The sequence below is a fragment of the Roseomonas sp. CECT 9278 genome (assembly GCF_918698155.1).
GTDB lineage: Bacteria > Pseudomonadota > Alphaproteobacteria > Acetobacterales > Acetobacteraceae > Neoroseomonas.
The window spans coordinates 1-11,949 of record NZ_CAKKLX010000080.1; the positions used below are offsets into that span (position 1 = coordinate 1).

16 protein-coding genes are annotated in these 11,949 nt (G+C 72.2%); 2 read left to right on the forward strand and 14 right to left on the reverse strand.

Annotated elements, in window-relative coordinates; translation table 11 throughout:
* The 10 genes from LQ222_RS25165 to LQ222_RS25210 all read right to left on the reverse strand — a co-directional run.
* Positions 1-208: hypothetical protein (locus LQ222_RS25165; RefSeq protein ID WP_230169626.1), on the reverse strand; the 208-nt coding region annotated here is incomplete at its 3' end.
* Positions 205-1,560 carry a hypothetical protein gene (locus tag LQ222_RS25170; protein ID WP_230169627.1) on the reverse strand — a complete coding sequence of 452 codons (1,356 nt, stop codon included), beginning with the start codon at positions 1,558-1,560 and terminating at the stop codon, positions 205-207. The genes LQ222_RS25170 and LQ222_RS25165, both read right to left, overlap by 4 nt.
* A complete protein-coding gene (locus LQ222_RS25175) occupies positions 1,557-1,928 on the reverse strand; it encodes a VOC family protein (RefSeq protein ID WP_230169628.1) in 372 nt (123 codons plus the stop codon). Before LQ222_RS25175 ends, LQ222_RS25170 begins: the two co-directional genes overlap by 4 nt.
* Positions 1,925-2,449, reverse strand: coding sequence for a molybdenum cofactor biosynthesis protein MoaE (locus LQ222_RS25180; protein WP_230169629.1), 525 nt, complete (start codon positions 2,447-2,449; stop codon positions 1,925-1,927). The genes LQ222_RS25175 and LQ222_RS25180 overlap by 4 nt, the downstream gene beginning before the upstream one ends.
* A gap of 105 nt (positions 2,450-2,554) precedes the next feature.
* Positions 2,555-2,806 (reverse strand): molybdopterin converting factor subunit 1, encoded by a 252-nt coding sequence (gene moaD, locus LQ222_RS25185; protein ID WP_230169630.1) that lies wholly within the window; start codon positions 2,804-2,806, stop codon positions 2,555-2,557.
* 5 nt (positions 2,807-2,811) lie between these two features.
* A complete protein-coding gene (locus LQ222_RS25190) occupies positions 2,812-3,441 on the reverse strand; it encodes a hypothetical protein (RefSeq protein ID WP_230169631.1) in 630 nt (209 codons plus the stop codon).
* Positions 3,442-3,505: 64 nt separating this feature from the next.
* Entirely contained in the window at positions 3,506-4,129 is a 624-nt protein-coding gene (gene pgsA, locus LQ222_RS25195) for a CDP-diacylglycerol--glycerol-3-phosphate 3-phosphatidyltransferase (RefSeq protein ID WP_230169632.1), read from the reverse strand.
* Positions 4,130-4,292: 163 nt separating this feature from the next.
* The gene (gene uvrC / locus LQ222_RS25200) at positions 4,293-6,212 is read right to left on the reverse strand and encodes an excinuclease ABC subunit UvrC (RefSeq protein WP_230169633.1); all 1,920 of its coding nucleotides are present in this window, start codon (positions 6,210-6,212) and stop codon (positions 4,293-4,295) included.
* A 263-nt stretch (positions 6,213-6,475) separates the two neighbouring features.
* The gene (locus tag LQ222_RS25205; protein ID WP_230169634.1) at positions 6,476-6,868 is read right to left on the reverse strand and encodes a dihydroneopterin aldolase; all 393 of its coding nucleotides are present in this window, start codon (positions 6,866-6,868) and stop codon (positions 6,476-6,478) included.
* Positions 6,869-6,932: 64 nt separating this feature from the next.
* The gene (locus LQ222_RS25210) at positions 6,933-7,706 is read right to left on the reverse strand and encodes an SDR family oxidoreductase (RefSeq protein ID WP_230169635.1); all 774 of its coding nucleotides are present in this window, start codon (positions 7,704-7,706) and stop codon (positions 6,933-6,935) included.
* Positions 7,707-7,774: 68 nt separating this feature from the next.
* Between LQ222_RS25210 and LQ222_RS25215 the strand changes: the two genes are divergently transcribed.
* Positions 7,775-7,963: a DUF1289 domain-containing protein gene (locus LQ222_RS25215; RefSeq protein ID WP_230169636.1), complete on the forward strand. Its 189-nt coding sequence runs from the start codon at positions 7,775-7,777 to the stop codon at positions 7,961-7,963.
* A gap of 4 nt (positions 7,964-7,967) precedes the next feature.
* Here the strand turns inward: LQ222_RS25215 and LQ222_RS25220 are convergent, their stop codons facing one another.
* Genes LQ222_RS25220 through LQ222_RS25230 form a run of 3 tightly spaced genes read right to left on the reverse strand, consistent with a single transcriptional unit; the run spans position 7,968 to position 10,478 of the window.
* Positions 7,968-8,756, reverse strand: coding sequence for an ABC transporter ATP-binding protein (locus LQ222_RS25220; protein WP_230169637.1), 789 nt, complete (start codon positions 8,754-8,756; stop codon positions 7,968-7,970).
* Entirely contained in the window at positions 8,753-9,526 is a 774-nt protein-coding gene (locus tag LQ222_RS25225) for an ABC transporter permease (RefSeq protein ID WP_230169638.1), read from the reverse strand. Before LQ222_RS25225 ends, LQ222_RS25220 begins: the two co-directional genes overlap by 4 nt.
* A gap of 1 nt (position 9,527) precedes the next feature.
* Positions 9,528-10,478 (reverse strand): ABC transporter substrate-binding protein, encoded by a 951-nt coding sequence (locus LQ222_RS25230; RefSeq protein WP_230169639.1) that lies wholly within the window; start codon positions 10,476-10,478, stop codon positions 9,528-9,530.
* A gap of 687 nt (positions 10,479-11,165) precedes the next feature.
* Between LQ222_RS25230 and LQ222_RS25235 the strand changes: the two genes are divergently transcribed.
* Positions 11,166-11,393: a hypothetical protein gene (locus LQ222_RS25235; RefSeq protein WP_198371986.1), complete on the forward strand. Its 228-nt coding sequence runs from the start codon at positions 11,166-11,168 to the stop codon at positions 11,391-11,393.
* Positions 11,394-11,405: 12 nt separating this feature from the next.
* Here LQ222_RS25235 and LQ222_RS25240 read toward each other — a convergent pair.
* The coding region (locus LQ222_RS25240) for a TonB family protein (RefSeq protein WP_230169640.1) at positions 11,406-11,949 on the reverse strand (544 nt) is incomplete at its 5' end.

Sequence of the window (11,949 nt, forward strand, 5' to 3'; positions counted from 1 at the left end):
CGGCCGGGGCGCCTGTGCCGGTGTCAGGTACCGCCGGGGCCTGCGCCGCGGCCGCGCGCGCGCGCGCCTCCGCCGCATGGCGGGCGGCCTCGGCGGCCAGGGCATCCTGGCGCGACACGTCCGCCAGGCTCCGCGGCAGGCCGGTATCGGCCGCCGCGGTGCGCCGTGGCGTGGCGCCGGGGGCCGGCGGCCCGGCGTCGTTGATCATGGGCGGGCGTCCCGCAGCGGCGCCACCACCACCCGGCGTGGCAGCATCAGCAGCAGCGCGCCCACCGGCAGCAGCCACGCGATGCGCGCCTGGTAGCGCGGGAACACGCCCGAGAGCCCGCCCGTCGCCGCCGCATTGCCGATCACGCCGACCAGGATCGCCGCCAGCAGCCCGATGCGGACCGGGTCGCGCGCCCGCACCGCGCGCCAGCCGGCCAGCGCCAGCAATGGCAAGGCGGCCAGCAGCGCCACGGCATGCAGCGGCGCGACCCACAGCATCGCGGCGCGCAATTCCCCGCGCGCCTGAAGCCCGGCGTCGTAGGCGGCCAGTTCGCGGGGCGGAAAGCCCTCCGCGATGCGCGGGCGCAGCGCGGCGGCGAGGTTCTCCGGCCCCAGCGTGTCGCCGATGCCGGCGGTCACGAGTTGCATGACCGTATTGTGCAGGATCGCGCGCGCCACGGCGACAGGCTGTGCGCGCAGCGTCTCGTTCACGATCTGCCCGGCCTCGGCCGACAGCATGGCGCCCCCCAGGAAGCGCGGCGTGCCATCGGGCGCGCGGTTCACCGGGCTCGCGGCATCCCACAGGAAGTCATTGGCCTCCATCGGCAGGCGGTCGGCGAAGGCGCACAGATACCAGCCGGCATCCGGGCAGCGCGCCCGGATCACCTGCGCGGCCGGCCCATCGGCCTGCAGCCGCGCCAGCAGGAAAGTCGCGCCATGCGGCGAGAGCACCGCGCGCCCGTGCCCCACCAGGTTGGTCGCCAGCAGCAGCGCCACCGCGGCGCCGACCGCCGCCGCCGCGAAGGCCGCGCCGCGCCACTGCGCGCCCAGCAGCGCCACCCCCACCATCGCCAGCGCCAGCGGCAGGTGTGCGAGGTGCGCCGCGACGCCGACGGTGGCCAGCACGACCAGCCAGGCGACCTCGGCCCGCGACAGCCACCGCCACGCGAAGCCCAGCAGCGCCAGCGCCAGCACCACCGGCGCGGCGAAGACATCGGGCATCAGCAGCGCCACGGTGAAGGGCGCCGTGGTCAGCGCCGCCGCCACCGCGCAGGCGGCCAGGTGCGCGCCGGGTGTCGCGGCCCCGCGCAGCACGCGCTGCGCCAGCCACACCAGGTGCGACACCACCACCGCCTGTGCCGCGAGCGGCAGCCACAGGCTGACCCGCCAATGGAACAGGTGCAGCACCGGCCCATGCACCCAGGGCTTGTCCCACAGCATCAGCGGGCCGAGCGTCTGGTGCAGGAAGCCGCCGGTGTCGCTGAACACCAGCGGGTAGCCGTTGACCAGCGCCGGCCAGGCCAGCAGCAGCGCGCCGCCCAGGATGGCGGCCCAGCGCCGCGCCGCGGTCACCCCGATGCCGCCAGCGCCAGCACGTTGCCCTCGGGGTCGGCGACATGCATCTCGACCCCGCCGCAAGGGCGCGGGCCGGGGGCTTCGAGCACCGCGACATGCGACATCAGGAGCCGGCGGTGCCAGCGTTCGACTTCGTCACGCGAGGGCAGGTGGAAGCGCAGCATGACGCCGGGCGTGCCCTCGCGCGGGAACAGCGCGTCGCCGCGCGCGCGCAGCACCAGGAACAGCGCGCCGAGGTCGAAGCGCACCAGCCCGCCGCGCGCCTCGACCGGCGGGCGTTCCAGGATGCGCTCGTAGAAGGCGCGCTGGCGCGTCACGTCGCGGCAGGGGATGACCACCTCCGCCAGGCTCAGCGCGGGCGTCACGCCTTCGCCCGGGGCGCGGCGGCGTCATGCGACGACCGCGCCGTCGTGTCATGCGAAGCGCGCGCGGTCGGGTCATGCTCCCAGCGCGCCGTCGCTTCATCATCCTCGGCGCGCGCGGCGACCCAGCGGTGTGACCCCGCGGCGAATTCCTCGCGCTTCCAGAACGGCGCGCGGGTCTTCAGCCAGTCGATCAGGAAGGCGCAGGCTTCGAGTGCCGCCGCACGATGGGCCGAGGCGGTCAGCACCAGCACGATGCCCTCGCCGGGCAGGATCCGCCCGACGCGGTGGATCACGGTGCAGCCGGTCAGCGGCCAGCGCGCCTCGGCCTGCTCGGCGATGCGCGCGATCGCGCGTTCGGTCATGCCGGGATAATGTTCCAGCACCAGCGCCTCGAGCCCGTCATCGGCGCGGCAGACACCGAGGAACGACCCGACGCCGCCGACATCGGTGCGCCCCGCGGTCAGCGCCGCGGTCTCGGCGGCGATGTCGAAGGGGGCGTCCTGGATCAGGATCCGGGGCATGTCAGGCGCCGTCCCGCAGGTCGCCACGCGTCGCCAGGCGTGTTGCGATGGCCGGCGAATGGCGGGCTGGGCGCGCGGGCCGGTGCTGGCGTCTCACGATCGGCCTCAGCCGCCGGTGACCGGCGGGAAGAAGGCGACCTCGTCATTCGCCGCGACCGGATGGTCGGGGGCGGCGAAATCCTGGTTCACCGCGGCGCGCACCTGCCGGGGGTCGGCGAAGGCGGCTGCGTGCCCGGGCGTGCGGGCGGCGAGCCAGGCCACCAGGCCGGCCACGTCGCGCACCTCGGCCGGCGGCGCCAGCTCCTCCTCCGCGATGCCGACCTTCTGTCGCACCCAGGCAAAATACAGCACGCGCATCGCTGCTACCGCGGCGTCGGCACGGTGGTGACGCGGCCGCCGGGCTGGATGATCGTGGTATTGCCGCCATCCTGGATGGCCACGCCGCCGGCCGGGTTGCCCGGCTGCGTGAAGGTCTGGATGCGCCCGGTGCCGGACACCACGCCCGGCGGTTGGCCCGGCACGGTGACCACGCGCGCGGCGCTGGGCGCCGGCGCCGGCGCGACCACGGGCGGCAGCGGCGCCGAGACGCGCGCGCGTTCCGGCGGCGCGATCGGCGCCACGATCGATGGCGGGGTGGAACTGCCGGCCGCCGGGCGAACGCAGCCATCGCCGCGGCAGCGCGTGCCGCCGTCCGCGGGCGGGGCGACCGCCGCATCGATGCCCGGCCGCTCCACCGGCGCATAGCTCGGGATCGCATTCAGCGCCGCTTCGGGCGAGCTGGGGCGTGAGGAGATCAGCGCGCTCGCGGTCGCGCGCAATTGCGCGGCGCTCTCGCTGCGCAGCGTGACGAATTGCGGGTCGCCGCCGGTCACGCGCTGCACCGTCAGGCTGTCGCCCTGCACCGCCGGCGCGCTCGAGACGTTCCAGGATGGCTGCCAGTCGGGCCCGCACCCGGCCAGTGCCATCGCCAGCCCGAGGGTTCCGCCCGCCATTGCGCGTCGCATCGCTGTCCGCCCCGCCATCATGGTTGCAAGATGAGCCTGCCGCGCGCGCCGCTCAAGGGCGCGCGGGCGTCTCGCCGGGATCGGCGCCGGCGTTTGCCGCCGCATCCGCCCGTCCGGCGTGGTTGAGCCCGGCCTGCAGGTAGTCCCAGCCGGTCGCGAGCGTGAGGGCGGCGGCCAGCCACAGGCCGACCTCGCCGATCAGCGATACCGGCAGGAAGCCGAGCCCGATCGTGTGCGCCCCGGTGTCGCCCGCCAGCAGGGTGCCGACCGCGCCCATCTGGAAGCCGGTCTTCCATTTCGCGAGCTTCGTCACCGGCAGCCCGACGCGCAGCTCCGCCAGGTATTCGCGCAGGCCGGAGACCGCGATTTCGCGCAGCATGATCACGATGGCGGGATACAGCGCCGGATGCGACAGCCGGTCGAGCCCGGCCAGCACCATCAGCGCCGCGCCGACCAGCAGCTTGTCGGCGATCGGGTCGAGCATCCGCCCGAAGGACGACGTGACGCCGCGCTCGCGCGCGATCTTGCCGTCGAAATAGTCGGTGATGCCGGCGGCGGCGAAGACGACGCAGGCGGCCATGTCGGCCCAGGGCGCGCCGATCGCGGCAAAGGCCACCATCACCGGGATGGCGGCGATGCGCGAGACGGTCAGCAGGTTGGGCAGGTCGGTCGGCATGTCGCGGGCCCTGCTTACGGCAGATCCCGACCGGATGAAATCATCCGTTCGGGTAGGGTGCTCGCGAAAACAGAATCGTAGCGGCAGTGCCGCGAGCCGGGGCGAGCGGGGGCGGCTCTCGGGCATGATCCGGCCCGGGGGGTCGATCGGGCCTGCACCTGCTCTAGCCCGTCCGCTCGCGCGGGGCCACCGTGTCGGCGGGCCGTGACGGGCTGGCCGCGCCGGGGTGGAAATGCTCGTGGATGCGCCGCGCCACCGCCGGGCCGATGCCCGGGCAGGCCTCGAGATCCGCGAGCCCGGCCTGGCGCACCCCGCGCGCCGACCCGAAATGATTGAGCAGCCGCCGCTTGATGGCGGTTCCCACCCCCGGGATATCGTCCAGCTCCGATTTCGTCAGCGCCTTCGACCGCCCGGCGCGATGGGCCGAGATGGCGAAGCGGTGCGCCTCGTCGCGCAGGCGCTGCAGGTAGTACAGGACCGGGTCTCTCGGTGGCAGCTGCACCGGGTCGCGCCCGGCCATGTGGAAGCATTCGCGCCCGGCATCGCGGTCCGGGCCCTTGGCGACGGCGACCAGCGGCACGTCCTCCACGCCGAGCTCGGCCATCACCGATTGCGCGGCGGAAAGCTGCCCGGCGCCGCCATCGATCAGCACCAGGTCGGGCCAGGATTCGGATTCGCGGGCCGGATCCTCGCGCAGGGCGCGGCCGAAGCGGCGTTCGAACACCTCGCGCATCATGGCGAAGTCGTCATTGCCCTGCGCGGTCTTGATCGAGAACTTCCGATAGGCCTGCTTCATGAACCCCGACGGCCCCGCCACCACCATGACGCCATACGGGTTGGCCCCCTGGATGTGGCTGTTGTCGTAGATCTCGATGCGCTCGGGCGCGCCGGGCAGGCCGAACATGGTGCCGACGCCGTCCAGCAGCTGCGCCTGCGCGGTGCCTTCGGCCAGGCGGCGCTCCAGCGCCTCGCGCGCGTTGGTGGCGGCGTGATCCACCACGGATTTCTTGTCGCCGCGTTGCGGGCGATGCAGTTCGACGCGCCGGCCGGCCTTGAGCGCCAGCGCCTCGGCGATCAGCGCCGCCTCGGCCGGGTCGTGGGAGAGCAGCACGAGCGGCGGCGGCGGCAGGTCGTCATAGAGCTGCGCGAGGAAGGTGCCCATCACCTCCTCGGGCGTCTGGTCCTGCTTCGCGGTCGACAGGAAATACGGCCGGTTGCCGTTGTTGCGCCCGCCGCGGAAGAAGAACACCTGCACGCAGGCCTGGCCCGCCGCCTGGTGCAGCGCCACCACATCGGCATCGCCCACGCCATCGAGGTTCACCCGGTCATGGCCCTGCACATGCGTCAGGCCGCGGATGCGGTCGCGCAGCGCGGCGGCGCGTTCGAATTCCAGCTTCTCGGCGGCCGTCTCCATCTCCGCCGCCAGGCGCTTCTGGATGGAGGGGGTGCCGCCCGACAGGAACTCCTTCGCCTCGCGCACCAGGTCGCGATAGCCCTCCTGGCTGATGCGCTCGACGCAAGGCGCGGAGCAGCGCTTGATCTGGAACAGCAGGCAGGGCCGCGTGCGCTGGTCGAACACCGTGTCGCGGCAGGACCGCAGCAGGAACACGCGCTGCAGCGCCGTGATGGTCTGGTTCACGGCCCAGACGGACGCGAAGGGCCCGTAGTAGGTGGCGCCCTTGCGCCGTTCGCCGCGATGCTTGGCGATCTGCGGATAGGGATGGTCGTCCGACAGCATCAGCCACGGATAGGATTTGTCGTCGCGCAGCACGATGTTGAAGCGCGGCCGCAGGCGCTTGATGAAGTTCGCCTCGAGCAGCAGCGCCTCGGCCTCGCTGGCCGTGGTGACGATCTCGAGGCTGCGCGTCTCGAACACCATGCGCCGCAGGCGTTCCGACAGCCGCGAGACCTGCGTGTAGGACGTGACGCGCTTGCGCAGCGACCGCGCCTTGCCGACATACAGCGCATCGCCCTTGGCATCGAGCATGCGATACACGCCGGGCGCGAGCGGCAGCGTCGCCAGCGCGGCCTCGATCACCGTGACGCCGTCGGTCGGCGTCGGATCTGCGTCCTGGCCGATCATGCCGGTCGATTGTCCACCAATGCTGTGGATAAGTCTGTGGGGGAACTGCGGGGCATCGGCGCCCGGGCCTTGTTACAGTGCGGTTTCGTCGACTTGCCGCAGATTTGGGCGCTCGACGTCGATCTCATTAGAGCATTGATTTTGAACGTAAAAATTCCTCTGCTCCTGCGGCCGGAATAGGTCAAGTCGGATTTTGCGCTTGACGCCACCCGGGGCAAGTGGGCGGCCCGGGCGCGGTGGACAAAACGCGCGGGGCGCGTGTTTCAAAATCGCGTCCTTTCAACGACAACGCCGACAGTGGTGACATCCGGCAGCACATCCGGCTTCTCCACGGATACCCGCACGCGTTGCACGCGCGCATCGTCCAGCAGCGCGATCGCGATCCGTTCGGCCAGCGTCTCGGCCAGGCGGACATGCGTCTGCTGCGCGATGCTGCGCGCCGTCGCGGCCGCCACGCCGTAGTCCACCACGCGCGACAGCGTGTCCGCGCCCTCGTGCGATGGCGCGGATTCGTCGCTCACCGCAAGGTCGATGCCGATCACCACACGCTGCGGCTGTGCATGTTCGTGCGCATGCACGCCCAGCAGCGCCTGCACCGTCAGGCCGCGCACGAACACATGGCGCAATCCGCGCGCGGCGTCGGGGGCGAAGCTCATGCGGGTCGCCCCGTGCCGGGCAGCTGCCGCGCGGAACGCGGGGTGATGGATGCGACGCGCGGGATCATTCCTCGGGCACTCCGGCATGGTGCGGCGCCCATTGCATGTGCTGCCCGCCATCGAGCGCGATCATTTGCCCCGTCATCGAGGGCAGCGCCAGGATCGCCAGCAGGGCGCGCGCCACTTCCTCGGGCGAGGTGCCGTGCCGCAGCGGCACGGAGGCGCATTGCCGCGCGAACTGCTCGGCTGTCTGGCGCGGGCTGGGCAGGGCGGGGCCGGGGCCGATGCCGTTCACCCGGATGCGCGGTGCCAGCGCCAGCGCGAGCGACTGCGTAAGCGCCCAAAGCCCCGCCTTCGAGACGGTGTAGGACACGAAATGCGGGGTCAGCGACCAGACCCGCTGGTCGAGCATGTTCACCACCACGCCCTCCCGGTCCGCCGGCAGCGCGGTCGCGAACCCCTGCGCCAGCACGAAGGGCGCGCGCAGGTTGGGTTCAACGTGGCGGTCCCAGGAGTCGCGCGTGGCGTCGTGCCATTCGTCGCGTTCGAAGGCCGAGGCGTTGTTCACCAGCACGCCGATCGGGCCGAGCGCGGCGGTGGCATCCGGCACCAGGCGAGCGACCTCGCCCTCGCGCGCCAGGTCGGCGCGCAGCGTGACCGCGCGACGGCCGCGCGCGGCGATCTCGTCGGCGGTCGCCTCCGCCTCCGCCTCGCTGCTGGCGTAGTGGATCGCGACATCGAAGCCGGCCTCGGCCAGCGCCAGCGCCATGGCGCGGCCCAGGCGCTTCGCGCCGCCGGTGACCAGCGCGGCGCGGGGGATGGTGGGGGGAATCGCCATGCCCGATTGAATGGCGCTTCCCATGGCGAAGGGCAACGCCCATCTCCGCCGCCATGGACCGGCCCTGCGTGAAGATCTACGACCACGACGACGACAGCGGCTGGTGCCGCGGCTGCGGCATGACCAAGCCGGAACGCAAGGCTTGGAAGCGCGTGCCGGGCTATCGCGCGGCGATCCTGGCGGCGCTGCCCGCGCGGATCGAGGCCATGGCGCAGCAGGGGCACGCGGTGGGCGAGGCGGCGCGCCGGCGCAAATAGCCCGTCAGGCAGCGGCCGCCTTGCGGACCTCCTCGCGGATCTCGCCCATCAGCCGGGCCTTCAGCGCGGCGAAACCGGGCGTGGTCTTCATGGTCCAGTCGCGCGGATGGGGCAACGCGACCGGCACCTCGGCCTTGATGCGGCCGGGCCGGGCGGACATCACCACCACGCGGTTGGCCAGGAAGATCGCCTCGTCGATGTCGTGGGTGACGAACAGGACGGTCTTCCGGTCCGCTTCCCAGATTTCCAGCAGCAATTCCTGCATCAGCTCGCGCGTCTGGTGATCGAGCGCGCCGAAGGGTTCGTCGAGCAGCAGGATCTCGGGGTCGTTGGCCAGCGCGCGGGCCAGCGCGCAACGTTGCTGCATGCCGCCGGAGAGCTGGCGCGGCCAGTGGTTCTCGAAGCCCCGCAGCCCGGTGCGGGCGATGAAGCGTTCCACGATGGCGCGCTGCTCGGCCTCGGGCACGCCGCGTTCGGCCAGGCCGAAGCGGATGTTCTGCGCGACGGTCAGCCAGGGGAACAGCGTGTAGGACTGGAACACCATGCCGCGGTCGGGGCCGGGGTCGCGCACCGCCGCGCCATCCAGCGTGACGCTGCCCGCGGTGGGTTGGTCGAGCCCCGCGACGATCCGCAGCAGCGTCGATTTCCCGCAGCCCGAGGGCCCGAGGATCGCGACGAATTCGCCGGGCTGCACGACCAGGTCGGTGGGTTGCAGCGCGAGCGTGGGCGCGGCGCGCCCCTGGCCAGGGAAGGTGCGCGTCACGCCGGCGATGCGCAGGGTCTTGGCGCTCACAGCACCGCCCAGGGGAACAACCGCCGATTCAGGGCCTTGAACAGAAAATCCGTCACCAGCCCGATCACCCCGATCACGACGATGCCGAAGATCATCTGGCCAGTGTCGAGCAAACGCTGGCTGTCCATGATCATGTGGCCGATGCCGCTCGTGGCGCCGATCAGCTCCGCCACGATCACGTAGGTCCAGGCCCAGCCCAGCACCAGCCGCAGCGTCTCCATCACCTGTGGCGCGGCCGAGGGGATGATCACGCGCTTCACCACGCCGCCCGCGCGCGCGCCCAGCGTATACGCCGCCTCCACCAGGTCCATGCGCGTCGCCCCCGCGATCACCGCCACCATCATCACCACCTGGAAGAACGACCCGATGAAGATGACGGACAGCTTCTGCGCCTCCCCCACGCCAGCCCACAGGATCAGCAGCGGGATGAAGGCCGATGCGGGCAGGTAGCGCGCGAAGGAGATGAAGGGTTCGAAGAAGGCCTCGACCGGCTTGAACGCCCCCATCATCAGCCCGAGCGGTACGCCCAGAACTGCGGCGATCGCGAAGCCGCCGAACACCCGCCAGATCGTGATGGCGATGTCGCCCGCGAAGCCGAATTCGGTCAGCAGCGACCAGCCCGCGCGCAGCGTGCGTTCCGGGCTCGCGAGGAACAGTGGCGGCACCCAGCCCGACCACGTCGCCGCCCCCCAGGCGAGCACGAACAGCACGAAGAACCCGGCGCCCAGGACCACCCGGGCGCCGGCCGAAATGGGCGCGAGCGGCTTCATCTCACCCCAGGAATGACGTGTTCAGCAGCGCGCCCAGGTTCACATCCTGGCGAATCACGCCGGCCTCGCGCTGCACGGTGTGCGCCTTCTGCATGAACTGCGGCAGGCCGTTCGCGACATAGTCGCGATTCTTCGCCTGGTCGAGCCATTCGATGTACTGCGCGCTGGCGGCGAATTGCGCGGCGGTCTGGTTGACGCGCCGGCCCATGATCTCGTTGGAGCGATCGGGTTCGCGCTGGATCATCGCCAGCGCATCCCACCAGGATTTCACCACGCGGCGCACCGCTTCGGGGTTCGCCTGGATGAAGGCCGGCTGGAAGGCCAGCGTATCGACCACGCAGGGGTGGTCCAGCGTGGTCGCGAGGATTTTTCCCTTGTCCGCGCCCATGCCGCGCACCTGCGACAGGTACGGCTCGTAGGTCGAACAGCCGTCGAATTGCCCGGCCACGAAGGCCTGCGCGGCGGGCTGCGGCGCCAGCGTGGCGGCGGTCACGTCGCGGATCGACATGCCGTTCTCGCGCATCATGTAGGCCAGCACGAAATACGGCGTGGTGCCGGCGCCATCGACCGCGATGGTCTTGCCGCGCAGATCAGCCCAGGAATTGATCGCCGGGCGCACCGCGATGCCATCGCCGCCGCGCGAGCGGTCGAGCACCAGCACCTGCACCAGTGGTGCGGCCGACGCCCACAGGATCATGGTGTCCACCGTGGTCACCACGCAGTTCAGCGCGCCACCGACCAGGGCCAGGTTGCGCTCGCGCTGCGGCACGAAGCGGGTTTCCACCTCGATGCCATTGGCGCGGAACAGCCCGGCCTGCTCGGCCAGCGTCAGCGGCGCGAAGCCGGTCCAGCCGGACATGCCGATGGTGATCTTGGGCAGCGCCTGGGCGCGCAGTGCGGCCGGCGCGGCCAGCAGGCCGGCGGCGGCGCCGAGGAGGATACGGCGGTCCATCTGTGTCGCTCCGATGACGGAAGCGGCAGAAACTACCGAAGGTCCCCGCGCGCGCAAGCGGCGCGTCGAACGCCGCGGCGCGGCGCGGCGGCGCGCTGCCCGTCCTGCCGCCAGTGCGGCTGCGGCGCTGCGCGGTGCGCGGGCATCCATCGCTTGACCCGCGCTGCACCGCCCGCATCGGGATCGCCGCGAGCGCATCCGGTCACGAAGTCGCCTACTACCGCGCTGCACCGCCCGCATCGGGATCGCCCCTTGCATCGCGCGCCTGCCGTGCCCTAGCATCCATCCCATGATGCAGGACCGCATCCCGACCTCTCGATTTTGGTACCGCTGGTATATTCCGGCGGCCTAGGGAAACGCGTCTGCATCGTTCCACCCGAAAAGCCGCAAGCCAGGAGCTGGCGGCTTTCGTGTTTCGGGGACATCACACCCCGCTTCCCACCAAGGCACGAGGCTCCCGGCCGACACAGCCACAGGAAGCCTTGCCATGCACCGCACCGACTACGATTTCGACGTGATCTCCGGCCCCTCCACGCCGCCGCGCCCGCCCGCGCCCAAGCCGGCGGACAAGCCCACAGCGCCCGGCGGCAAGTGACGGGGCGTTAACCGCGGCACGGCATGCTGCGCCGCGTGGCCCCCCGAGCCGCGAACCGCGCCAGGACGGCGGATGACCCGGATGGAAACCCCGTGCGGCCTGCCGAATGGAATCTGTTGTCCGAGGACCAGCAGTTGGTCCTCTCGCGAGAGGCGCTGCGCCGCGCCGCCGAAACGCTTGCCGACCACGCCGAGATCCTCGCGAAGGAGATGGAGCACGGCGCGCTGCTCGATCGCGGCGGGCCGGACGCGCTGCGGCTGTTCGCGGCCGTGGTGCGCACCACCAACCGCGAGGCCTTCGGCGAGGTCGGCCACGCCTGACCGCCGGCCGCGTCAGCGGCGGTGCAGGATGTAGTTGATCGTCAGGTCGATGGTGACCTCCTCCTCCGCCGTGCCGGGCGGGAAGGCGGGCAGCGTCGCGCCGCGGAACACCGCCTGCGAATAGTGGTTCAGGAAGATCGATCGCGTGCCCTGGCGCAGCTCGACGCTGCGCACGCGCCCATCGGCGCCGGTGGTGATCCGCACCGTCACCGGCCCCTGTTCGCCAAGCTCCGCCGCATCGCGCGGGTAGCGCAGCGTGCGGTCGAGCCATTGCCGGAAGGCGTTGCGCCAGTCCGGGCCCGCCTGGGCGCCGCGCACCCGCAGGTTCTCCACATCCCCGGGTCCCGGCAGGCTGGCGCCGGGCCGCATGTCCAGCCCGCGCTGCGGCGCGGCCGGCTGGCCCAGCCGGATCGGCGGCCGGCTGGTGAGGTCGAGCGGCTCGCGCCCGGGCGTCACCTCGACCGGCGGGGGCGGGGGCGGCGCGGGCGGCGGCAGCGGCAGCGCGGCGATCTGCGGCGGCGCGGGGGAGACCGGCCGCTCAGGCGTGGCGGCGGGC